General features: G+C 72.8%; 23 protein-coding genes. 9 read left to right on the forward strand and 14 right to left on the reverse strand.

Annotated features, from left to right (window positions below; genetic code table 11):
• Positions 1–49: 49 nt before the first annotated feature.
• A complete protein-coding gene (locus ACZ42X_RS28900; RefSeq protein ID WP_468296013.1) occupies positions 50–1,000 on the reverse strand; it encodes a hypothetical protein in 951 nt (316 codons plus the stop codon).
• 79 nt (positions 1,001–1,079) lie between these two features.
• Between ACZ42X_RS28900 and ACZ42X_RS28905 the strand changes: the two genes are divergently transcribed.
• The 4 genes from ACZ42X_RS28905 (at position 1,080) to recX (ending at position 4,531) form a co-directional block, all read left to right on the forward strand.
• Positions 1,080–1,274 (forward strand): DUF3046 domain-containing protein, encoded by a 195-nt coding sequence (locus ACZ42X_RS28905; protein WP_355356707.1) that lies wholly within the window; start codon positions 1,080–1,082, stop codon positions 1,272–1,274.
• Between the two features lie 148 nt (positions 1,275–1,422).
• Positions 1,423–2,604, forward strand: coding sequence for an AI-2E family transporter (locus ACZ42X_RS28910; protein ID WP_468296309.1), 1,182 nt, complete (start codon positions 1,423–1,425; stop codon positions 2,602–2,604).
• A gap of 208 nt (positions 2,605–2,812) precedes the next feature.
• Positions 2,813–3,958: a recombinase RecA gene (gene recA / locus ACZ42X_RS28915; protein WP_468296016.1), complete on the forward strand. Its 1,146-nt coding sequence runs from the start codon at positions 2,813–2,815 to the stop codon at positions 3,956–3,958.
• A gap of 3 nt (positions 3,959–3,961) precedes the next feature.
• Positions 3,962–4,531, forward strand: a complete 570-nt coding sequence (gene recX / locus ACZ42X_RS28920; protein ID WP_468296019.1) for a recombination regulator RecX — start codon at positions 3,962–3,964, stop codon at positions 4,529–4,531.
• 124 nt (positions 4,532–4,655) lie between these two features.
• Here recX and ACZ42X_RS28925 read toward each other — a convergent pair whose 3' ends face one another.
• The 8 genes from ACZ42X_RS28925 to ACZ42X_RS28960 all read right to left on the reverse strand — a co-directional run bounded on the left by ACZ42X_RS28925 (position 4,656) and on the right by ACZ42X_RS28960 (position 11,370).
• Positions 4,656–5,120 carry a rhodanese-like domain-containing protein gene (locus tag ACZ42X_RS28925; protein ID WP_468296022.1) on the reverse strand — a complete coding sequence of 155 codons (465 nt, stop codon included), beginning with the start codon at positions 5,118–5,120 and terminating at the stop codon, positions 4,656–4,658.
• Entirely contained in the window at positions 5,117–5,719 is a 603-nt protein-coding gene (locus tag ACZ42X_RS28930) for a cupin domain-containing protein (RefSeq protein ID WP_468296025.1), read from the reverse strand. The genes ACZ42X_RS28925 and ACZ42X_RS28930 overlap by 4 nt, the downstream gene beginning before the upstream one ends.
• Positions 5,720–5,798: 79 nt before the next feature.
• Positions 5,799–5,885, reverse strand: coding sequence for a putative leader peptide (locus ACZ42X_RS28935; RefSeq protein WP_355356953.1), 87 nt, complete (start codon positions 5,883–5,885; stop codon positions 5,799–5,801).
• A 43-nt stretch (positions 5,886–5,928) separates the two neighbouring features.
• The gene (locus ACZ42X_RS28940) at positions 5,929–7,635 is read right to left on the reverse strand and encodes an FAD-dependent monooxygenase (protein ID WP_468296028.1); all 1,707 of its coding nucleotides are present in this window, start codon (positions 7,633–7,635) and stop codon (positions 5,929–5,931) included.
• A gap of 189 nt (positions 7,636–7,824) precedes the next feature.
• A complete protein-coding gene (locus ACZ42X_RS28945; RefSeq protein ID WP_468296031.1) occupies positions 7,825–8,769 on the reverse strand; it encodes an amino acid ABC transporter permease in 945 nt (314 codons plus the stop codon).
• Positions 8,766–9,413, reverse strand: a complete 648-nt coding sequence (locus ACZ42X_RS28950) for an amino acid ABC transporter permease (RefSeq protein ID WP_468296034.1) — start codon at positions 9,411–9,413, stop codon at positions 8,766–8,768. Before ACZ42X_RS28950 ends, ACZ42X_RS28945 begins: the two co-directional genes overlap by 4 nt.
• Before the next feature lie 135 nt (positions 9,414–9,548).
• Positions 9,549–10,469, reverse strand: a complete 921-nt coding sequence (locus tag ACZ42X_RS28955) for a glutamate ABC transporter substrate-binding protein (RefSeq protein WP_468296037.1) — start codon at positions 10,467–10,469, stop codon at positions 9,549–9,551.
• A 115-nt stretch (positions 10,470–10,584) separates the two neighbouring features.
• Entirely contained in the window at positions 10,585–11,370 is a 786-nt protein-coding gene (locus ACZ42X_RS28960; protein ID WP_468296039.1) for an amino acid ABC transporter ATP-binding protein, read from the reverse strand.
• A gap of 253 nt (positions 11,371–11,623) precedes the next feature.
• Between ACZ42X_RS28960 and ACZ42X_RS28965 the strand changes: the two genes are divergently transcribed.
• Positions 11,624–12,547, forward strand: a complete 924-nt coding sequence (locus ACZ42X_RS28965; protein ID WP_468296042.1) for a response regulator transcription factor — start codon at positions 11,624–11,626, stop codon at positions 12,545–12,547.
• Positions 12,548–12,560: 13 nt separating this feature from the next.
• Positions 12,561–13,952, forward strand: coding sequence for a sensor histidine kinase (locus ACZ42X_RS28970; protein WP_468296045.1), 1,392 nt, complete (start codon positions 12,561–12,563; stop codon positions 13,950–13,952).
• A gap of 12 nt (positions 13,953–13,964) precedes the next feature.
• Here the strand turns inward: ACZ42X_RS28970 and ACZ42X_RS28975 are convergent, their stop codons facing one another.
• Together ACZ42X_RS28975 and ACZ42X_RS28980 are read right to left on the reverse strand one after the other, a co-directional pair.
• Positions 13,965–14,963, reverse strand: a complete 999-nt coding sequence (locus ACZ42X_RS28975; RefSeq protein ID WP_468296048.1) for a TAXI family TRAP transporter solute-binding subunit — start codon at positions 14,961–14,963, stop codon at positions 13,965–13,967.
• 87 nt (positions 14,964–15,050) lie between these two features.
• A complete protein-coding gene (locus ACZ42X_RS28980; RefSeq protein WP_468296051.1) occupies positions 15,051–15,914 on the reverse strand; it encodes a class I SAM-dependent methyltransferase in 864 nt (287 codons plus the stop codon).
• Positions 15,915–16,288: 374 nt separating this feature from the next.
• On the opposite strand from ACZ42X_RS28980, the gene ACZ42X_RS28985 reads away from it, so the two are divergent.
• From ACZ42X_RS28985 to ACZ42X_RS28995, 3 genes are all read left to right on the forward strand, one after another.
• On the forward strand, positions 16,289–17,560 hold the full coding sequence (locus ACZ42X_RS28985; RefSeq protein ID WP_468296053.1) for a BtaA family protein: 1,272 nt from the start codon (positions 16,289–16,291) through the stop codon (positions 17,558–17,560).
• Positions 17,561–17,629: 69 nt separating this feature from the next.
• Positions 17,630–18,325, forward strand: a complete 696-nt coding sequence (locus ACZ42X_RS28990; protein ID WP_468296056.1) for a class I SAM-dependent methyltransferase — start codon at positions 17,630–17,632, stop codon at positions 18,323–18,325.
• A gap of 82 nt (positions 18,326–18,407) precedes the next feature.
• The gene (locus ACZ42X_RS28995; RefSeq protein WP_468296059.1) at positions 18,408–19,085 is read left to right on the forward strand and encodes a histidine phosphatase family protein; all 678 of its coding nucleotides are present in this window, start codon (positions 18,408–18,410) and stop codon (positions 19,083–19,085) included.
• On the opposite strand, the gene ACZ42X_RS29000 is transcribed toward ACZ42X_RS28995, so the two are convergent.
• The 3 genes from ACZ42X_RS29000 to ACZ42X_RS29010 form a co-directional block, all read right to left on the reverse strand.
• Positions 19,027–21,141, reverse strand: a complete 2,115-nt coding sequence (locus ACZ42X_RS29000; RefSeq protein WP_468296062.1) for an MMPL family transporter — start codon at positions 21,139–21,141, stop codon at positions 19,027–19,029. The two genes, ACZ42X_RS28995 and ACZ42X_RS29000, sit on opposite strands and share 59 nt — an antisense overlap.
• A 109-nt stretch (positions 21,142–21,250) precedes the next feature.
• Positions 21,251–22,540 carry a wax ester/triacylglycerol synthase domain-containing protein gene (locus ACZ42X_RS29005; RefSeq protein WP_468296065.1) on the reverse strand — a complete coding sequence of 430 codons (1,290 nt, stop codon included), beginning with the start codon at positions 22,538–22,540 and terminating at the stop codon, positions 21,251–21,253.
• A complete protein-coding gene (locus ACZ42X_RS29010) occupies positions 22,540–22,776 on the reverse strand; it encodes an acyl carrier protein (RefSeq protein ID WP_361426934.1) in 237 nt (78 codons plus the stop codon). Before ACZ42X_RS29010 ends, ACZ42X_RS29005 begins: the two co-directional genes overlap by 1 nt.
• Between the last annotated feature and the right edge of the window lie 141 nt (positions 22,777–22,917).

Consider the following 22,917-nt stretch of genomic DNA (forward strand, 5'->3'; position numbering starts at 1 on the left):
GTCCCTCCGTACGGTCGGCCCCTGCATACGACGGCCGGCTGGCGCCGGTTCAGCCGATCGGGCGGCCGTACGCGCGCAGCGTCCGCAGCGCCTCGATGGTCACGATCGGCCGCCACTCCAGGGCACTCCCCGGGGCCCACTCGCGCCAGTGGATCGGCCAGCCCCCGTCCTCCTGCTGCTCGGCGGCGAGGTGGTCCAGCGAGCGCGCCATCTCCTCGTCCGTGAACCAGCGCCGGGCCAGGGAGTCCGGCACCCGCGCGTAGTCGTGCGGGAAGTGGTGCTCGCCCGGCGCGTACCCCGGCGGGAGCGGGAAGTCCCCGACGCGCGCCGGGTCCAGCACCGCGAGCCGCTGCTCCCGCACCGACCGGCCCAGCCGGTCCGCCGCCGCCTCCGCCCTGGCCCGGTCCGGGACACCGTCCAGGAACGCGACGGCGGCCTGGATCTCGTACGGGTGCGACTTCTCCAGCCCCTCGACCGCGGCCCAGCAGAAGTCCGTGGCGCGGAACAGCCACGCGTGCCACACCTGGTTCCGGTGCAGAAGCCCCACCACCGGCCCGGTGGCCAGCAGGTCGCTGGGCGGGTCGTCGACGACCGGCAGGAACGGCGCGACCGGATAGCCCCGCACGGAGGGGTCCAGCGCGGGCAGCGCGCCGTCATGCGTGGACACCCCAGTCAGGTAGCGGCACACGCGCTCCACGCGCATCCCGCCGCACCGGCCGATGGAGTCCAGCACCCGCAGCGCGTGCGCCGTGTGCAGGGGCTGGCTGACGGGGCCGCGCAGATCCGGCTCCAGCGCGTGCCCGTAACCGCCGTCCTCGTCGAGGTACGCGGTGAGGGCGGCCTCGACCGCGTCGGCGCCGCCGCCGAGGAAGTGGTACGCGAAGCGCCGCTGTTCGAGCACGCGGGCCGTCAGCCAGACGAAGTGCTCGGCGCGCGTGAGAGGGGATCCGGCGAGCGGAGCCCCGGCGAGGGGAGTTCCAGCGAGGGGAGTTCCAGCCATGTTCCGACGGTAGGGCGGAAAGGGCTTTCGGCAAGCGGTGCGGACAGGGCTGCACTCTCAGGAGCGGGATACTGGGTTCATGCGGTTGACGATTTTCTGGGAGCGCATGGCGGACCACTTCGGTTCGGCGTACGCCGAGTCCTTCGCACGGGACCACGTGATGTCCGAACTCGGCGGTCGTACGGTGCACGAGGCGCTGCGGGCCGGCTGGGAGGCCAAGGACGTGTGGCGGGCGGTGTGCGAGGCGGTGGGCGTCCCCGCGGACAAGCGCTGACGCGCATCGCCGGGGATTCCCGGGGCATACGCCGGTTGTCCGAGCCGTACGCGAGACTTGCCCCGTGGCCCCGACTGACGAGAACGAGACGACGACCACCGTGCCCCCGACCGGGAAAGAGTCCGCCCCGCCCCCGGCCGGCGGCCGCATGCCCCGCTGGCTGCCACGCGCGATGGTGCTCGCCCTGGCCCTCTACGCCTGCTTCCAGCTCGGCAGCTGGGCCTTCCACCAGCTCATCGGCCTGCTGATCAACATCCTGATCGCCTTCTTCCTGGCGCTGGCGGTCGAGCCGGCGGTCGGGCGGATGGCGGCCCGCGGCATGCGCCGCGGCCTCGCCACCTTCCTGGTGTTCTTCGCGGTCGTGGCCGTCGGCGTCGGGTTCGTGGTGCTCCTCGGTTCCATGCTGGCGGGGCAGATCATCGAGATCGTCGAGGACTTCCCCCGCTACCTGGACTCGCTGATCAACTGGAGCAACCACACCTTCCACACCGAGCTGTCCCGGGTCGAGGTCCAGGACAGCCTGTTGCGCTCCGACTGGCTGCGCAAGTACGTGCAGAACAGCGCCAGCGGTGTGCTGGACGTCTCCGCGACCGTGCTCGGCGGGCTGTTCAAGCTGCTGACGATCTTCCTGTTCTCGTTCTACTTCGCGGCCGACGGGCCGCGGCTGCGCCGGGCCCTGTGCTCCGTACTCCCGCCGGCCAAGCAGGCCGAGGTGCTGCGCGCCTGGGAGATCGCCGTCGACAAGACGGGCGGCTACCTCTACTCGCGCGGCCTGATGGCCCTGATCTCCGGTCTGGCGCACTACGTCCTGCTGGAGTTCCTGAACGTGCCCTACGCGCCGGCGCTGGCGGTGTGGGTGGGCCTGGTGTCGCAGTTCCTCCCGACCATCGGCACGTACCTGGCGGGCGCCCTGCCGATGCTCATCGCCTTCACCGAGAACCCCTGGTACGCGCTGTGGGTGCTGGCGTTCGTGGTGGTGTACCAGCAGTTCGAGAACTACGTGCTGCAGCCCAAGCTCACCGCCAGGACCGTCGACATCCACCCGGCGGTCGCCTTCGGGTCGGTCGTCGCCGGCACGGCGCTGCTGGGCGCGGTCGGGGCGCTCATCGCGATCCCGGCGGTCGCCACCCTCCAGGCGTTCCTCGGGGCCTATGTGAAGCGGTACGACGTGACGGAGGACCCGCGCGTCCACGGCCACCGGCGCCATGGCGAGCTGGTGCTGGCCAGGGTGCAGCGGGCGCTGCGGGCCAAGAAGGAGCAGGCCGGCGACGAGACCCCGGCCGCCTCGCCCCGCCTCCCCGACCAGGCTCCGCCGCGCGACGGTGCCTGAGCCGGGTCCGGCGCGGCGCGCTTGACACTAAAATCGAACATCCATTCTTATGGGGTTCCGGCCCGGAATTCCGGGGGTACGTGACGCTGTTCACGGAGTTGTCCACAGAGTTATCCACAGGCCGGAGGGACGGCGGGGCCCATTGTCAGTGGCAGGGGTTAGCGTCTTTGACGTGAAGCGATCGACACAAGCAAATCGGGTGGAACCCATGGCAGGTACCGACCGCGAGAAGGCGCTCGACGCCGCGCTCGCACAGATTGAACGGCAATTCGGCAAGGGCGCTGTGATGCGCATGGGCGAGCGGTCGAGGGAGCCCATCGAGGTCATCCCGACCGGCTCGACCGCGCTCGACGTGGCGCTCGGCGTCGGCGGCCTGCCGCGCGGCCGTGTGGTGGAGATCTACGGCCCCGAGTCCTCCGGTAAGACGACCCTGACCCTGCACGCCGTGGCCAACGCGCAGAAGGCTGGCGGCCAGGTCGCGTTCGTCGACGCGGAGCACGCCCTCGACCCCGAGTACGCCAGGAAGCTCGGCGTCGACATCGACAACCTGATCCTGTCCCAGCCCGACAACGGCGAGCAGGCCCTGGAGATCGTGGACATGCTCGTCCGCTCCGGCGCGCTCGACCTGATCGTCATCGACTCGGTGGCGGCGCTCGTCCCGCGTGCCGAGATCGAGGGCGAGATGGGCGACTCGCACGTCGGTCTCCAGGCCCGTCTGATGAGCCAGGCGCTCCGGAAGATCACCAGTGCGCTCAACCAGTCCAAGACCACGGCGATCTTCATCAACCAGCTCCGCGAGAAGATCGGTGTGATGTTCGGCTCGCCGGAGACCACGACCGGTGGCCGCGCGCTGAAGTTCTACGCCTCCGTGCGCATCGACATCCGCCGCATCGAGACCCTCAAGGACGGCACGGAGGCGGTCGGCAACCGCACCCGCTGCAAGGTCGTGAAGAACAAGGTCGCGCCGCCCTTCAAGCAGGCCGAGTTCGACATCCTCTACGGCCAGGGCATCAGCCGCGAGGGCGGCCTGATCGACATGGGCGTGGAGCACGGCTTCGTCCGCAAGGCGGGCGCCTGGTACACGTACGAGGGCGACCAGCTCGGCCAGGGCAAGGAGAACGCCCGGAACTTCCTGAAGGACAACCCCGACCTCGCCAACGAGATCGAGCGGAAGATCAAGGAGAAGCTGGGCGTCGGCGTCCGCCCGGAGACCCCGGCGACCGAGCCGGGCGCGGACGCGGCAGGCGCGGCGGGTGCGGCGGGTGCGGCCGCCACGGACGACACCGCGAAGTCGGTGCCCGCTCCGGCGGCGAAGGCCACCAAGGCGACCAAGGCCACGGCGGCCAAGGCGTAGCCCATGGTCCGGCGCACCGAATGGCCGGGCGACAGCGCCGACTCGTCGAGGGCCGAGCAGGAGCTGTCGCCCCAGGATCCGGCTGAGCGGGCGCGGGCGATCTGCCTGCGCCTGCTCACCGGGACCCCGCGCACCCGCAAGCAGCTCGCGGACGCGCTGCGCAAACGCGAGATCCCGGACGAGGTCGCCGACGAGGTCCTCTCCCGTTTCGAGGACGTCGGCCTCATCGACGACGCGGCCTTCGCGGGCGCGTGGGTGGAGTCCCGGCACCACGGCCGGGGCCTGGCCCGTCGCGCCCTCGCCCGGGAGCTGCGTACCAAGGGGGTCGACGCCGAGCTGATCGACGAGGCGGTCGGGCAGCTCGACGCCGAGCAGGAGGAGGCCACGGCCCGCGAGCTGGTGGCGCGCAAGCTCCGCGCCACCCGCGGCCTCGACCGCGACCGCCGCCTGCGCCGCCTCGCGGGCATGCTCGCCCGCAAGGGCTACTCCGAGGGCATGGCCCTGCGCGTGGTGCGCCAGGCCCTGGAGGAGGAGGGCGAGGACACGGACGACCTGCCGTTCGACCCCTCCTGACCGATCCCCTCCTGACCGATCCTCTCCTGACCGATCCCTGCCTGATCGGGCCACGCCCGGCCGGACCCTCCCCGGCCGGTCTCTTCGTGACCTGGTCCTTTCCGGCGGGCCCGCTTCCGGCCGGTCACGGCCCGTTCGCCGTGATCGACTCGACCGGCAGGCTCTCCGCCCGCCACGCCTGGAAGCCGCCGATCAGGTCCGTCGCGCGGTGGAGCCCCAGCTGGTGCAGGGACGCGGCCGCCAGTGAGGAGGCGTAGCCCTCGTTGCACACGACGACGATCCGCAGGTCGTGGCTGACCGCCTGCGGCACGCGGTGGCTGCCCCGCGGGTCCAGGCGCCACTCCAGTTCGTTGCGCTCCACGACCAGCGCCCCGGGGATCAGCCCGTCGCGCTCGCGCAGCGCCGCGTACCGGATGTCCACCAGCAGCGCGTCACCCGCCGCGGCCGCCGCCCACGCCTCGCGCGGCGTCACCCGCGGAGCCACGCGGGCCAGTTGCGCCCGGACCCGTTCCAGCAGCTCGTCGATGCCCACCCGCGCCGAAGCCGCACCCGTACCCGTACCCGTGCCCGTACCCGTGCCCGTACTCACTGCCAGTCCTCCGGACGCTCGACCTGCTCCAGCCGCAGCACCGCGCCGGTCCGGCTGAACCGGCGGATCAGCGGCAGCGGCGGATAGTACGCGTGCACCGAGATGGCGTGTTCGGTCGCCGACTCGTTCAGCACCTCGTGCACATGGTGCCGCCCGAAGGCGCGCCCGCGTCCCGACGGCAGTACCCGTCGGCGGTCGACGTCCTCCGTCAGCTCCAGCGACCGCCAGCCGCCCGCGGGCAGCCGTACGGAGAGCGACCGCTCCAGGAGTTCGCCGCGTGCGGTGGCGAACGCGCCGATCGACTCGGCATGGTCGTGCCACCCCGTACCGGAGCCCGGCGGCCACCCGATGAGCCACGCCTCGCTGCCTCCCGGCCCGTCCAGCCGCACCCAGGTGCGGCCCTCCGGATCCAGCGGAAGGGAAGCGATCAGCTCGGCGTCGGCGGCGGTACGGCGGGCGAAGTCGAGCAGCTCGGCGGCGTTCGGCGCCGCGGGATCGGCGGCACGGCCGGCCAAGCGCGCGGAGACGTGCGGGGAGGAGACGTGCGGGGAGGAGACGTGCTGGGACGAGACATGCGGAGAGGAGACATGCTGGGGCACGGGAAACCGTCCTGGAAGTCGCGAAGGCGCGTACGCGCGGGATGGACCCACCGCGCGTGCGCAGGGAAGGGAGGCGAGTTCAGCAGGACGGACGACACACGCAGCCCGCGTAGCGGAGCAGGTCCATATGGACCCTCCGCCACAGGCGTACCACGGTGCCGTTCATGATCCGGAGTACACCATGGACGCCCGTGACGGTCAATCGACCGTCAACCGCGGCTGAACGCCGCGTCCGCGTCCGCGTCCGCGTCGGCGTCCGCGGTCGTCCGGTCGCGCCGTGCCGCCTCCGGCGCCCCGCCCCGCAGCGCGTCGGCCGCCGCACGCAGCTCCTCCGGCCGCACCCCGGCGAACGCCGCCGCCAGGTGCCCGTCCGGCCGCACCAGCAGCACGGTGTGCGCGGCGGCTCCCGGGTACGCCTCCGTGACCAGCAGCTCGCCGGCGACCGGCAGCGCCTCCACCGCCGCCGCGAGCCGGGGCATCACCCCCGCGGTCATCCAGTGCCGCCGGTCCCACACGCCCGTCCCGGGCGCGACCAGCACCACCAGCAGACGCCCGCGCCCCAGCCGGTCGCGCAGCCGCCCGGTCGTGCCGTCCTCCGCCGCCGGCCCAGGCGTCATAGCCGACGCAGCCGACACGGCCGTCACCCGCACATCGGCGACCGGCGCGCCCAGCGGTGTGCCCACGGCCGTGTGCCCCTCGGCGTACGGAGGTGCGAGGGGGGAGTGCGGGTACGCAGGGGGCGCACCGAGCGGCCCGCGCCCCACGTGGCCGTCCGTCAGCAGCGCGTCGTGCCCGCCGCCCCGCAGGTACGTCCGGAGCCCGCCGGCACCCCGGAGCACCGGCAGCGACTGGTCGGCGGCCCGCAGCCGCGCCGCGACCGCCGTGCGCCGCTCGGCCTGGTAGCTGTCGAGCAGCGCCTCCGAGGCGCCGTGGTGCCAGGCCATCGCCAGCTTCCAGGCCAGGTTGTCGGCGTCCCGCAGCCCCTCGTCCAGCGCCTGCGTACCGAGCGCGCCCAGCAGATGGGCCGCGTCCCCGGCGAGGAAGGCCCGCTCCACGCGCCACCGCTTGGCGAGCCGGTGGTGCAGCGTGTAGACACCCGTGTCGATCAGGTCGTACGGCGGGGCCTGGCCGCACCAGCCGTCCAGCGTCTCGCGGATCCGCGCGAGCAGCGCGTCGGGCGTCACCAGGTCGCCGCGCGGCGGCAGCAGCCAGTCCAGCCGCCAGGCGCCGCCGGGCAGCGGCCGCGCCGTCACCTCCTCGCCCGCGCCGCGCCACGGCGGCTGGCGGTGCAGCAGCCCCTCGCCCTCCCAGGGGAGTTCGGCGCGCAGGGTGGCGACGGCGTGCCGTTCGACCGCCGTACGCCCGGGGAAGCGCACCCCCAGCAGCTTGCGGACGGTGGAGCGGGCTCCGTCGCAGCCGACCAGGTAACCGCCGCGCCACCAGGTCGACTCGGGCCCGCGCGTGTGCACGGTGACGCCGTCGGCGTCCTGCTCCACCGCGTCCACCCGGCTGTGCGTGACCACCCGCACCAGCCCCCGCCGGGGCAGCGCGGAGATGGCCGCCCGCAGCCCGCGCGTGAGGGCGTGCTGCGCCATGTGCAGCGGCGGGACCGGGTCACCGTCCTCCTCCGGGGGGAACGGTTCCGCGCCTTCCGCGAAGAGCACGTGCCGCGTCTCCTGCTTGCGCCGCATCGACCGCCACCCGCTCCAACGGGCCCCCTCGTCCCGTACGGTCGTGCACCCGAGGCGTGCCACGAACGCCGCCGTGTCCGGGCGCAGCACGGCGGTTCGGGCCGCGCGGGGCTCGTCCTCGCCGGGGCCCTCGTCCAGGACGACGGAGGGGACGCCCTGCGCGGCCAGCGCGAGGGACAGCGCGAGCCCGACCGGGCCCGCGCCGGCCACGATCACCGGGTCCACGGCGTGACTCCAGGACCAGCGACCCCACGAGCACCGCGAACAGCACACACATCAGAAACGGCAGGACAAGCGGCTGGAGCCGGGCGCGAGGTGATCACACAACGTATGCAACCCACTGCCGGTGCTTGCGTCAAGCGACGAGGGCAGCGACGCGAACGCCACTGCCCTCACAAGCCATACGGTCCAGCCCTATGAGGAGCCGGTGCCGCCGGCGCCATCGCCCCCGCCCGGAGGCATCCCCATGGTGACCGTGTTGCCGCCCGCCTGACCGGCCTCCGCGCTGAGCACGGTGGTGGACGCCGGCTCGGCGGCCGAGGCCACCCCGATGCCGGTCTTGGCGCGGCGCCCGCGCTTCTCGATCCAGGTGGCCAGCGCCGACAGCGCCAGGCACATCGCCACGTAGATCGCGCCGACGACCACGATCGTCGACACGTACGGGTACATGCCGTTGACCTGCGTGTTGGAGGCGATCAGCCGGGCCGTCTGGAGCAGCTCGGGGTACAGGATGATGAAGCCGAGCGAGGTGTCCTTCAGGGTCACCACGAGCTGGCTGATGATCGTCGGCAGCATCGCCCGGACGGCCTGCGGCAGCAGCACGGTCGTCATGACCTGCGTCTTGTTCATGCCGAGCGCGTACGCGGCCTCCCGCTGGCCCTTCGGTACGGCGTTGACGCCGGCGCGCAGCACCTCGGCCTGGACGCAGCCGTTGTAGATCGACAGGCCGACCGCCAGCGCCCACATCGAGTAGTCGGTCAGGAAACCGACCCACACGGCGTAGATGGTGATCAGCAGCGGGATGGAGCGGAACAGCTCGATGAAGCCGGTCGCCAGCCACCGGACCGGCTTGTGGTCGGAGAGCCGGGCGACGGCCAGCAGCACGCCGAGTACCAGCGAGCCGACGGCGGCGATGCCGAACGCCTTGAGGGTGGCGAGGATGGCGTCGGCGATGTTCTGCCGGATGCCCGCGTAGTTGAAGATGTCCCACATCTCGGGGGCGAGGTGCCCCTTGTCGCTCAGCCGCACGATCGTGACGGCGAGCAGCCCCACGACGGCGAGGGTGCCGATGACGGCGTAGACGCGGTTGCGGATGACGGCCTTCGGGCCGGGTGCGTCGAAGAGAACGCTGGCGCTCATCGGGCGACCTCCAGGCGGCGCTCGAGGACTCGGAAGACCCCACTGATGGAGAACGTGACCACCAGGTAGGCGAGGGAGACCCAGATGAAGATGGGGATGATGTCGTAGCCCTCTTCGCTCACCAGCTTCTGCCAGCCGAAGAGCTCGGTGACGCTGAAGGCGCCCGCGATGGCCGAGTTCTTGGTGAGCGCGATGAAGATGGAGCTCAGCGGCGGCAGCACGGTCCGGGTGGCCTGCGGCAGCACGATCAGCCGCAGCGTCTGCGAGAACGACATGCCCAGCGAGCGGGCCGCCTCGGCCTGGCCCAGCGGCACCGTGTTGATGCCGGAGCGGACCGCCTCGCAGATGAAGGAGGAGGTGTAGAAGCCGAGGGCGATCGAGCCGAGGACGAAGGGGCTCATACCCGGGAAGAGGATCTCCGGCACCACGAACGTCGTCACCAGGAACAGCAGCGTCAGCGGCGTGTTCCGCAGCAGGTTGACCCAGAGGGTGCCGAACAGGCGCAGCGGCGGGACGGGCGAGACCCGGAAACCGGCGATGACGATGCCGAGCACCAGCGCGATGACCGAGCTGACGAGGGTGATCGACACGGTTCCTATGAAGCCGTCACGGAAATCCGAGAAATAGTCCAGCAGTACGTTCATGAGGTCTCCGCGTCGGCGGTCAGCGGCTTACGGGCAACGGTCTTTGCGGCTCTGGGGGTGAGCCAAGGGCTGTAGCGCCCCGCGTGCGTACGGGGCGCTACAGCAGGCACAGCCGGAGCTGTGGCGATCAGCGGCTCAGTAGCGGACGATCGCCGGCGGCTCGGTGTAGGCGGAGCCGGACAGGCCCAGGGTCGCCTCGTAGATCTTCTTGTACGTGCCGTCCTTGACGCGGTTCTCCAGCGACTTGTTGATCGCCTCGCGCAGGACCTTGTCGTCCTTGTTGAGACCCACGCCGTACGGCTCCTGGGTGAACGGCTTGCCGATGACCTTCAGCTTGGTCGGGTTCTGCGCGGCGTAGCCCTTGAGGATCGCGTCGTCCGTCGTGAGGGCGTCGACCTGCTTGGTGAGCAGCTGCTGGACGCAGTCCGAGTACTTGGCGAGCTCGGTGGCCTGGGCGCCGTACTGCGGCTTCTTGATCTCCTGCAGCGGGGTGGAACCCTTGATGGAGCAGACCTTCTTGCCCTTGACGGTCTCCGGGCCGGTGATCGAGGTCTCGTCCTTGCGCACGAGGAGGTCGGCGCCGGCCTTGTAGTACGGGCCCGCGAAGCCGACCAGCGCCTTGCGCTTGTCGTTGATCGTGTACGTACCGACGTAGTAGTCGACCTGGCCCTTGGAGATGGCCGTCTCGCGGGTGCTGGAGTCGACGGTCTTCCACTCGATCTGGTTCTCGGTGAAGCCCAGGTCGGCGGCGATCATCTTGGCGATCTCGATGTCGAAGCCGGAGCGCTGCTTGGTCGCCTGGTCCTCGAAGCCGAGGTACGGCTGGTCGGCCTTGGAGCCGATGATCAGCTTGCCGCGCTCCTTGGCCGCCTTGAAGGTCGGCGAGTCGAGGTTCACATCCGTGGCGACGATGTACTTCGGCAGGGCCGGCGCGTTCGACGCGCCCGGCTGCACACCGCTCGGCTTGTCGCCGGCGGAGCCCTCCTTGCCGCCGCAGGCGGTCGCGGTCAGCGCGAGCACAGCGACGGCCACGGCCGCCGTCTTGCGGAGCTTCATGGTGAACATCCCTTGAGTCGTGGTTCGTTGGTCGCCAGGTGTCGTACGAAGATCCTGGCCATCAGTGATCCCGGCCGTCGGTGATCCCGGCCGTCGGTGGCCCTGGCCCTGGCCCTCAGTGGTGGAGGATCTTCGACAGGAAGTCCTTGGCCCGGTCGCTGCGCGGACTGCTGAAGAACTGCTCCGGCGACGCCTCCTCGACGATCCGGCCGTCCGCCATGAAGACGACGCGGTTGGCGGCCGAGCGCGCGAACCCCATCTCGTGGGTGACGACCACCATCGTCATCCCGTCGCGCGCCAGCTGCTGCATCACCTCGAGGACTTCGTTGATCATCTCGGGGTCGAGCGCCGAGGTCGGCTCGTCGAAGAGCATGACCTTCGGGTCCATGGCCAACGCCCGGGCGATCGCCACGCGTTGCTGCTGTCCGCCGGAGAGCTGGGCGGGGTACTTGTCGGCCTGCGAGCCGACGCCCACGCGGTCGAGCAGGGTCCGGGCCTTCTGCTCCGCCAGGCTCTTGTCCGCCCTGCGGACCTTGACCTGGCCCAGCATGACGTTCTCCAGCACGGTCTTGTGCGCGAAGAGGTTGAACGACTGGAAGACCATGCCGACGTCGGCGCGCAGCCGGGCCAGCTCCTTGCCCTCCTGGGGCAGCGGCTTGCCGTCGATGGTGATCGTGCCGGAGTCGATCGTCTCCAGCCGGTTGATGGTGCGGCACAGCGTGGACTTCCCGGACCCGGACGGTCCGATGACGACCACGACCTCGCCACGGGCGATGGTCAGGTCGATGTCCTGGAGCACATGCAGCGCGCCGAAGTGCTTGTTGACGTTGCTCAGCACGACCAGGTCGCTCGCCGTCGGTGCGGCATCCTCCGCGCCCTTGGTCACTGACACTCCGCTCATCGGCTTCTTGCTCCGTCCTCCTCGGTTGGAGAGGACATTAAGCACGCGGCGCGACCAGCGTCATTACATCTGAGCTGAAATTGAGCATAACGATCCGGCTGCGACCGGACACCAAGGGTGAGCGGGGCAGGCATCCTGAGTACGGCTGGGTAACGGAAACCGCGGTGCCGCCGGAAGGCTCTTGACGGGCATGCCCGGCATCGGCGTTCATGCCCTGGTAACCCACGCGTACGCACCTTCAGGAGGGGGGCCCATGAGACTGCTGCTTGTCGAGGACGACGACCACGTCGCCGCGGCCCTCGCCGCCATCCTCAGGAAGCACGGCTTCCACGTCACGCACGCCCGCAACGGCGAGGAGGCCCTCCAGGCCGTCCTGCCCGCCGCTGCAGGCACCTCCGCTGCAGGCACCTCCGCTGCAGGCACCTCCGCTGCAGGCACCTCCGCCACGGGCACCACCGTCTCCGCCGCCTCCTCCGCCACGGGCGCCGCCGCACCGGGCAACGGCAGCGGGGGCGCCGGTACCGCCCGCGGCCCCTTCGACGTCGTGCTCCTCGACCTCGGCCTGCCCGACCAGGACGGCTACCAGGTCTGCGGGAAGATCCGGAAGCTCACCACCGCCCCGGTCATCATGGTCACCGCGCGCGCCGACGTACGCTCCCGGATCCACGGCCTGAACCTCGGCGCCGACGACTACGTCGTCAAGCCGTACGACACGGGCGAGTTGCTCGCCCGCATCCACGCCGTCAGCCGCCGTACGGCCACCCCGGGCACCGGCGGCGCCGGCACCGACAACGGCACGGCGGGCGCGGGCACGGACGCCGGCGGGAACGGCGCCGGAGGGCCCGGACCGCAGGGCACGGCCCGCGTCCCCGGAGAGGCACCGCCCCTGCACCTCGGGCCGGTCGTCATCGAGGTGCCCACCCGCCGGGTCAGCGTGGACGGCACGGTGATCCAGCTCACCCGCAAGGAGTTCGACCTCCTCGCCCTCCTCGCGCAGCGCCCCGGCGTCGTCTTCCGCCGCGAGCAGATCATCAGCGAGGTGTGGCGCACCAGCTGGGAGGGGACCGGACGCACCCTGGAGGTGCACGTGGCGTCCCTGCGCGCCAAGCTGCGGATGCCCGCCCTCATCGAGACCGTGCGCGGCGTCGGCTACCGCCTGGTCGCCCCGGCCGCGTAACCCCCCCCGCCCTGTGCGCACCCGCCTCCTTCCGCTCCTCATCGTCCTCATGGCGGGCGTGCTGCTCGCGCTCGGCTTCCCGCTCGCCGGCAGCCTCGCCGCCGCACGCCAGCAGACCGTCGTCGTCGACCGGATCGACGACACCGCGCGCTTCGCCGCGCTCGCCCAGTTCGTCACCGAGAGCGGACCGGGCATCGACGAGCGCAAGGCCACCCTCGAAGGCGAGCTCGCCCGCTACCACGAGGTGTACGGGATCCACGCCGGTGTCTTCTACCGCGACGGCACCGCCATGGCCCGCGCCCCCCGGAACTGGACCATCCCCGGGGACGGCGAACCCCGCCGCGCCTTCCGCGAGGCGCTGCTGGGCCGCCGCAGCCACAACCCGCCGCAGGTCCTGCCCTGGCAGCCGAACGCCCGGCTCGCGGTGGCCTCGCCGGTCGTCCGGGACGGGGACGTCGTCGCCGTCGTGGTCACCGACTCGCCGACCGGGCCGCTGCGCTCGCGCATCCTGCACGGCTGGCTGCTGATCGCGGCCGGCGAGTCGGCGGCCATGCTGCTGGCGGTCGGCGCCGCGTTCCGGCTCACCGGATGGGTGCTCAAGCCCGTACGCGTCCTGGACGCGGCCACCCACGACATCGCGACCGGGCGGCTGAACTCGCGCGTCGCCGCGGCCGGCGGCCCGCCCGAACTACGCCGCCTCGCCCGCTCCTTCAACGAGATGGCCGACAACGTCGAGGAGGTCCTGGAGCAGCAGCGCGCCTTCGTCGCCGACGCCTCGCACCAGCTGCGCAACCCACTCGCCGCCCTGCTGCTGCGCATCGAGCTGCTCGCGCTCGAACTTCCCCCCGGCAACGAGGAGATCGCCTCCGTACGGACGGAGGGCAAGCGCCTGGCCCAGGTCCTGGACGACCTGCTGGACCTGGCGCTGGCCGAGCACGCCTCCGCGGACCTGCGGCTGACCGACATCGGTGCGCTGACGGCCGAGCGGCTCGACGCCTGGCGCGCGCTCGCCGACGAGAAGGGCGTCCACCTGGCGGGGGCCACGCCCGCCGTCACCGCCTGGGCCGACCCGGTCGCGCTGTCCAGCGCCCTGGACGCCGTGATCGACAACGCGCTGAAGTTCACCCCGGCCGGGGAGGAGGTCACCGTCACCGTCGCCGCCGACGGGGAGCGCTCCACGGTCGTGGTCACCGACCGCGGCCCGGGCCTGACCGACGACGAGCTGGCCCGCATCGGCGACCGCTTCTGGCGCAGCAACCGTCACCAGAACGTCAAGGGCTCCGGCCTCGGCCTGTCCATCTCCCGCGCCCTGCTCGCGGCGGGCGGCGGCTCGATCGCGTACGCCCATCACGCACCGCACGGCCTGCGCGTCACGGTCACCGTTCCGCGCAGCGCCCCCCACTGACCCCCGCCGTGGTCAGGGCTTGACGGAGAGGTAGTAGCGCCGCGCGCCCTCGTGCAGCGGCAGCGGGTCCGTGTAGATCGCCGTACGCAGGTCCACCAGCTGCGCCGGGTGCACCTCCCGCCCGATCCGGTCCCGGCTGCGGATGACCGTACGCGTGAACGCCTCCGCCAGCGCCGGATCCGTACGGTCGGTGGTCACCAGCAGGTTCGCCACCGCCACGGTCTCCACCGGGCGGCCCGCCTGCACCCGGGCGTAGGCGTCGGCCGGTATCACGGCGGAGCGGTAGTACCCGCTGGTGCCGCCCTGCGCGTGCATCCGGTCCACCAGCTCCTTCTCCAGCGGGACGAGCCGGACCGGGAAGCGCTCCGACAGCCGCTGTACGGCGTGGGTCGGCAGGCCGCCGGACCAGAAGAAGGCGTCCAGCCGGTCGGTCTCCAGCAGGCCGGGCATGGTGTCGATGCCGGCGGACATCGGCACGACGTCCCGCTCCGGGTCCAGCCCCGCCGCCTTGAGGACCCGGTTGGCCACCAGCCGCACCCCCGAGCCCTGCTGCCCCACCCCGACCCGCAGCCCGCGCAGGTCGCGCGTCGAGCGCACCGTGGACGACTTCGGCACCACCAGCTGCACGTAGTCGTCGTACAGCCGCGCACAACCCCGCAGCTCCTCGGCGCCGGGCCGGCCGTCGCGGAGGTGCGTGGCGACCGCGTCGGCCGTCGCGATGGTGAAATCCGCGTCCCCGGACGCGACCCGGACGAGGTTCTGCTGCGAGCCCTCACTGGTCAGCAGACGTATCCGCACCTCCGGCACGTTCTGGGCGAGAGCCTCCTCCAACAGCGCGCCGTAGCGCTGGTAGACCCCGCTCGGTACGCCGGTGCTGAAGGTGACCTCGCCGCGCGGGGCCGCCGCCTCGTCCGGCGCGGACCACCACAGGAACAGCGCCAGCACCACGAGGGCCGCGGCCGCGCCTTCGAGGGCGCGGCGGCGGCTGATGCGGGACAGGGCCTGGACCATGGCCGCGATCCTGCCAGCCCGCTCCCGTCATGGCCAGGCCCGCCCGTACGGAGGGCGCCTCCGCGCGGGCGGGCCGGGGCGGGGCGCTCAGGGCCGTACGGCGGTGGTGATGTGGTACCGCCACGTCTCCTGGTGCCGGTACAGCTCGACCCCGCTCATCGCGTTCACCAGCGCATGGCCGCGCCCCACGCCGCGCGCCACGGCGTACGGCACCCGCCCGAGGAGGGAGAAGGCGCGCAGCATGGGCAGGACGTGGGCGGTGGCGTCCGTGACGGACTCGACCGCGAAGCCCGTCTCACCCAGGAGCTCCTCCAGGCGGCCGTGGGGCAGCATCATCATCCCCGGCATCGCCGCGAGCGCGCAGACGTCCGTCAGGACCCGCTCGGCCCGCGGTGTGAGCTCCGCGCTCGGGGTCCGCGAGTACTCGGACATCACCAGCCGCCCTCCGGGCCGTACGACCCGGAAGAACTCCGCCAGCGCGCGGCGCGGATCGGCGGAGTGGACGAAGGACTCCATGGTGTAGAGCCCGTCGAAGGCGCCGTCCGCGAACGGCAGCGCGTGGTAGTCGGCCACCAGGAACCGTGTCGCGCGGGCCGCCCCCCCGGGGGCCCGGGCGGCGGTACGGCGGCGGGCGAGGGCGACGTCGGACTCGATGCCGTCGATGCCCGTCACCCGCAGCCCGCCCGCCGCCGCGACGGTCCGGGCCACGTCACCGACCCCGCACCCCGCGTCCAGGACGTGGGAGCCGGCGGGCAGCGCCAGCTTGCGGGCCGTGGTGACCTCCATGCGCCGCATGGAGGCGGCGAAACCCCAGGGCGACTGGCCGGGCTCGTACCACCCGAAGTGCCGCGTGCGCCCCAGGAGCATGGCGTAGCCCCAGCGGGAGCCGAGCCGCCTGTAGTACGGCAGGACGGAGCGCCGGTAGAAGCGGGTGGGGTTCGTGGTTGCCATGGACGCCGTCCTACGCGGTCGGAATGAGCAGCAGGGGATGCGGCCGACGCCTTCTCCGGGCGCCCGTGCCGCGCGTCGCCACGAAGCCGGCGACGACCAGCGCGGCCACGGCGGTGGTCATGATCCCCGCCGGTGTCACGCGCGGACGTGGTTTCGTTCCCATAGCGGTCCTGTCCCTCCGTTCCGTCCCCCCGTCCCGTGTGCGGCGGGCCCCGATCGTCCACCAGGACGGCCGGTGCGGCGGACGCACCGGCCCGACGAGGAAGGACATGCCCCTCGCACGGCCTAGTGAGTCACCGTCGGCGGTCGGCCATGCGGGGGAAACCGGGTGCCTGTGCGCTGACGGGCGTCCTCCATCCCGCATGGTGAGTGCCATGGCCTCGTACTCATCTGCCAGTGCCGTCGTGACGCCCGTCGCCGGGACCCGCCGGCCGCCCCTGCCCGCGCCCCGCGCGGGCGGCGCGTTGAGCGGGCGGATGTTCACCGCGCTGCACGACCGCAACCTCGTGTACAACGCGTGCTGGGAGGACCCGGCGCTCGACCGCGCGGCACTGGACCTCGGGCCCGACGACCACGTCCTGGTCATCACCAGCGCCGGCTGCAACGCCCTGGACTACCTGCTCGCCGGGGCCGGCCGGGTCACGGCGGTCGACGTCAACCCGCGCCAGACCGCGCTGCTGGAGCTGAAGACGGCAGCCGTACGGAACCTGGACCACGCGGAGTTCTTCGAACTGTTCGGCACCGGCCGTTCGCCCCGCGCGCGGGAGATGTACGGCGACGCCCTGCGCGCCGAACTGTCGCCGCCCTCACGCCGGTTCTGGGACGGCTACATCGACGCCTTCGCCGGCCGCGGCTGGCGCCGCTCCTTCTACTACCGCGGCACCTCGGGCCTGCTGGCGAAGTGCCTCATGCTCTTCCTGCGCCGCTTCCGGGGCGTGGGACGGTACTTCGACGCGCTCCTGGAGGCGCCGACCGTCGACCAGCAGCGGGAGATCTACGAAGCGCGGCTGCGGGGCCCGCTGCGGACCGTGGCGCGCATGGCCGCGCAGCCGCTCGCGCTGAGCCTTGTCGGCGTACCACCGGAGCAGCGCCGCGAGATCACCGAGGAGTACCCCGGCGGCACCGCCCAGCTCATCCACGACGGCTTCGACGCGGTCTTCGGCCGGCTGCCCCTCGTGGACAACTACTTCTGGCGCGCCTACATCACCGGTTCCTACACGCCCACGTGCTGCCCCGAGTACCTACGGGCGCACAACTACGGGCGACTGCGCGAGCTCCTGCCCCGCCTGGAGGCGCGTACGGCGACGGTCACGTCGTGCCTGACGGGCATGGCGCCGGCCGGGGCCGCGGCGGGGGTCTCGAAGTTCGTCCTGCTGGACCACATGGACTGGATGGGCTGGTGCGACCAGGCCGCGCTCGCCGAGGAGTGGCAGGCCATCGTCGACGCGGCCCGGCCCGGCGCGCGCGTGATCTACCGCAGCGCCGGCCTGCACACGCGCTACCTGGACCCGGTGCGCGTCCGCCACGAGGGCCGTACGCACCACCTTCCCGACCTGCTCGACCGCCACCCCGGACTCGCCGCCCGGCTGCACGAACGGGACCGCGTCCACACGTACGGCAGCTTCCACATCGCCGACCTGCCGTGAAGCCCGACGCCTGACGCCCGAAGGGAGCGCTTTTTGCGTCTCAGCTCCCATGTGCGGATCGTCCGCCACATGGCCTTCCCCCGCCTCGACGGCGCGACGCCCGCCGAGCGCATGGAGTCCCTCTACCAGCCGACCGCCCACCTCTACGACGCCTTCCGCGAGAACCGGCTGCTGCACGGCCGCCGCGACCTGATGGAGGCGCTGCCCCTCGAACCCGGCTGCCGGGTGGTCGACCTCGGCGGCGGCACGGGCAACAACCTCGAGTACCTCGACACCGGCCGCCGGGAGCGGTGCGCGCGCATCACGATCGTGGACGTGTCGGCCTCCATGCTGCAGGTGGCGCGCGAACGGATCCACCGCAACCGCTGGCACAACGTGGAGACCGTCCACGCGAACGCCACCTCCTACCGGCCGCCGGACGGGCCCGTGGACGTCGTCGTGTTCTCCTACGCGCTGACGATGATGCCCGACTGGTTCGCGGCCGTCGACCACGCCCGCTCCCTCCTCAGGCCCGGCGGCACGATCGCGGTCTGCGACTTCTACGTCTCCCGCAAGTACCCGCCCGACGGCGGCGTACGGCACGCGGCGTGGCGGCGGCACCTGTGGCCCGCCTGGTTCAGCCACAACAACGTCTTCCTCTCCGCCGACCACCTCCCGTACCTCCGGGAGCGGTTCGGCACCGTCCGGCTGGACGAACGGCTGGGCCGGGTCCCTTACCTCAAGGCGCGCGTGCCCTTCTACCTCTTCCTCGGAAGCAAGACCTGACTCCGGGACCGGGCTCCAAGACCCCACTCCAAGACCCGACTTCACGACCCGACTCCAAGACCCGATTCGAAGGGCGCCGCCCATGCGCATGCTCCTGATCCGCCACGGCCGTACCGACGCCAACCGGACCCACGTCCTCGACACCGCGGCCCCGGGCGCCGCCCTGGACGAGGTGGGACGGCGGCAGGCGGCCGCCCTGCCCGCCGCGCTGGCCGACGAGGACATCGACGTCCTGTACGCGTCCACCCTCACGCGCGCCCGGCAGACGGCCGACCCGCTCGCCGCCGCGCGGGGGCTGGAGGTGCGCGTCCGGGACGGCATCCGCGAGATCGGGGCCGGCGTCCTGGAGGGCTGCCGCGACGCCGAGGGGATCGCCCGGTACCGCACGGTCGCCGTCGCCTGGGCCGCCGGGCGGACGGAGCCCCGCATGCCGGGCGGGGAGGACGGAGCCGAGTTCCTCGCCCGCTTCGACGCCGTCGTCGCCGAGGCCGCCGCCTCGGGCGCCGCCACCGCCGCGCTGGTGGGCCACGGGTCGGCGATCCGCGTGTGGGCGGCCGCCCGGGCGCACAACGTGTCCGTCCCCTTCGCCGCCGCGCACGAGCTGCCCAACACGGGCGTGGTCGTCCTGGAGGGCTCCCCGGAAGACGGCTGGCACGCGCTGTCCTGGACGGGCGGGGACCTCACCACCACCCTCGCCTCGGCTACACCGGCTCAAGCTCCGGTTCCGGCTCGGGCTTCGCGTCCGCCGGTGTCCTTCTGAACGGCAGCCACCAGTTGGCGCCGCCGAGCAGCGCCATCAGCGCGGGCGCCAGCAGCAGCCGGATGAGGGTGGCGTCGACGAACACCGCCACGGCCAGGCTGACGCCCACCACCTTCAGCAGCAGCAGCCCTGAGGCCGCCAGCGCCGCCATGACGACGATGACGACCACGGCCGAGGCGGTGAACAGCCCGGCGGTGCGCTGCACGGCCCGTGCGACGGCCTCCCGCGTGGAGGCGCCCGCCGCGTGCTCCTCCACCGCACGCGACAGCAGCAGCACCTCGTAGTCCATCGACAGCCCGAAGGCCACGCACAGCACCAGGATCGGTACGAGGGTGTCGGTCACGCCCGTCACCGTGAAGTCGCCCAGCACGCCGCGCAGGAAGCCCTGCTGGAAGACGAGCACCATCACCCCGAAGGCCGCGCTCAGGCTGAGGACGTTGAGCAGGAACGCCTTCAGGGGCAGGACGACGCTCCGCGTGCACCAGGCCAGCAGCGCCAGGGTGACCACGGTGATCAGCGCCAGCGCCGGGACCAGGCCCGCCCGGATGCTGTCCTGCAGATCGGCGAGCCATGCCTGCGTACCGCCCACGAGGACCGGCCCGGGCGCGGGGGTCTCCCGCACCGCACGCACCACCGCGGCGCCCTCCTCGGCGTGCGGGCCGACGTCCGTGACGACCGCGGCCCAGGAGCCGGCGGGGGAGGCGTACCCGACCTGGGGGTGCGTGGGGCCGAGCAGTCGGCCCTGGTGGTAGATGCCGGTGACCGTCTCCACCCGGGTCACGTGCTCCAGCCGCGACAGGCGGCGGGCGTACGCGTCCAGCGCCCCGGCGTTATGCGCGCGGTGCGCGTCGAGGCCGGGCAGGACCACCTGGACGGGGTTGACGGCGTGGTGGTCGAAGTCCCGCCGCAGCGTCTCCGTCGCCTGCCGCGTCGGCGAACCCTGCGGCAGCGCCCGGTCGTCGAACGTGCCGAACCGGGCCTCGGTGAACGGCAGCACCAGCGCCGCCAGCAGGGTGCCCAGGACGACGACGACCGGAACGGGCCGCCGCATCACCCCGTCGGCCAGCCGGTACCAGCGGCCCTTCTCCGGCGCGGCGACGGCCGCCCGCACGGCGCGGCGGCCGCGGCGGCGCAGCGACAGCCGGTCGATGCGGGACCCCAGCAGGAGCAGCGCGGCGGGCAGCGCGGTGAGGGCCAGCAGCGCGCTGAGCGCCACCACGGCCATCCCTCCGTACGCGATGGAACGGAGCATGTCGAGCGGGAAGACGAGCAGCGCCGCCATGCTGCCGGCCACCGTCAGGGCCGAGCACACCACCGTCCGGCCGGTGGTGCGCACGGTCTCCAGCAGCGCGTCGTGGAGGCTCGCCGTCCGCTCCCGCTCCTCGCGGTAGCGGGCCAGCATGAACAGGCTGAAGTCGACGGCCAGGGCGAAACCGAGCGCGGTCGTCAGGTTCAGGGCGATCACGGAGACGGTGGTGAAGCCGGCGAGCCCGCTGAGCACCGCCGCGCTGCCCACCACCGCGGCGAGACCGACCAGCAGGGCCAGCCCGGCGGCCACGACGCCGCCGAAGACGACCACCAGCACGGCGGCGGTCAGCGGCGCCGCCAGCAGCTCCATGCGCTGGAGGTCCAGCCGGCTCTGCCGCTCGATGGCCAGCCCCACCGGGGTCGGCCCCGTCGCGGCCACCTCCAGCGGCCCGTGGCGGCCGGTGAGCTCGTGCAGCAGCGGCTCGACGTCCCGGTGGGCGGTGGCCTCGCTGGTCGCGATCCGCAGCAGCACCAGCGCCGAGCGCCCGTCGCGGCCCCGCAGCGAGATCGGCCGCTCGGTCCAGTACGAGCGCACCGCCACGACCTTCGGCAGCGTGCGCGCCCGCGCCACGAGCCGCGTGCCGGCCCGGCGGGCCGCGGGGTCGTCCACGGAGCCGGCCGCCGTGGCCACCAGCGTGACCGTCGGCACGCCGCTCCGGAAGGCCGTGGACAGCATGTACTCGGCCCGCGCCGACTCCGCGCCGGGCGGCGTCGTACCGCCGTGGTACAGCCGGTCTCCCACGCCCACTCCGGCCACCCCGGCCGCCACCAGGGCGCACAGGGTCAGCGCGAGCGTACGGACGGGGAAGCGGAGGACGAGCCGGGCCAGAGCGCCCAGCGGATCGGCGCGCAGGGCACTACCTCCCGATCGAAGGCGCCGGGGCGGCCGCCTCCGGAGCCAGCCGGTCCAGCGCCTCGCGCCAGTACTCCGCCAGCTCCCGCGCCGCCGGCACGGCCGCGTCGGTGGTGAACGCGCAGGTGGCCTGGGAGCGCCAGGTGGTCAGCACGGGCTGGTACGGGAAGTGGGCGGGCAGGCAGTTCAGCCCGGTGAGGCTCAGGGCACGGCAGCCGCCGAACCCGAAGTCGGCCGTCTGCGTGAGCACCGTGGTCTGCACCCCGCAGCGCGCGAAGACCCGCTCCGACAGGCTCTTCGTGCGCCGCGCGTCGAGCCGTACGAGCGCGTCGCCCTTCGCCCAGCGCAGGGCGGGGTCCTTGTAGCGGGCGGTACGGCGGGACAGCAGCCGCGCGCGGTGCCGCAAGTCCGCCTCGTCCCACGGCACGTCCACCACGGCGACGGAGAAGCGGTTGCCCGGATAGGCGGGACACGCCGCGGTGGCGGGGTCCACCGAGGCCACGGGCCCCAGCGCGATGGGCAGACCGATACCGCGTGCGCGCGGCCCTTCCCGGGTCCAGCCGGTGGTGTCCGCGCGCTGTGCCGCGTACGACAGGGCGCTGAGGTGGATGTCGAGGACCGAGCAGCCGAGGTCGGCGGCCGCCGTCCGCAGCCGGCCCACCGGCACGGTCACGGCGGACAGCACCCGCCGCCCTTCCCGGGGCCCGTCCAGCAGCGGCCGACGCGGGGCCGGCAGGAACAGCCGTACGGACTCCAGCGCGTTGCGCGCGTGGGCGCCCATACGCGCGGGCAGGTTCGGCGCGAACGAACCGCCCGCCGAGGGCAGGGCTCCGGCGGGCGGCTTCGCACGGAAGAGCCGCTGCATCACCCACGCCAGGCTCACACCGTCGTGCAGCCCGTGGTGCCCGCGGTAGCACAGCAGGAACCGGTTCTCCTCGTACCCGTGCACCAGCCAGACCCCCCAGGGCCGCCGCGGACAGGGCGCGGCGGCGTTGAGCAGCGCGTCGTACGCCGCCTCCCGCCGCTCCACGCGCAGTTCGCGTACGTGCCGGTCGAGGTCCAACCCCCCGTCCCCGGCGTCCCCGGCGTCCCCGGCGACGGACAGGGCGAGCAGCGGCAGGAACGGCAGGCGCCCCCGCACGTGCTCCCGTACGGCGGCGAGCTCCGGCACGGGACCGTCCAGCTCCAGTACGGCACCGATGTGCAGGTAGTGCCCCTGGCCGGGGCCCTCCATGGCGCGAATGACCTCGTCCACCGCCGGGTAGGCGGCGACCCCGTCGGCCGGCCCGGTCATCAGCCCGCGACGGGCTGGGCGTGGCGCTGCAGGAAGTCGGCGATGTCCCCGACCGTCCTCAGACCGTGCAGCCGGCTCTCGTCGACGCTGATCCCGAGCTCGTCCTGGGCGATGAGCACCAGCTCCGTCACGGCGAGCGAGTCGAGGCCGACCTCCTCCACCGTGGCGTCCGGCCGGATCAGGTCGGCCGGCAGGTGGAGCGTGCCGGTCATGGTCTCCCGCAGCCATTCGTACATGGTTCTCCTCTGCGTCCGCCGTGTGGGACCACCCGCGTGAGGGCTCTGGAAAGCGCCAACTTTCCACACCCGCCAGGTGCGCGCCCGGCACCGCCCCGGCATGTTGGCGATCGCCCGGGATCCTGTACTCGGACGGCGGAA

This window comes from Streptomyces sp. NPDC030862 (genome assembly GCF_055571835.1).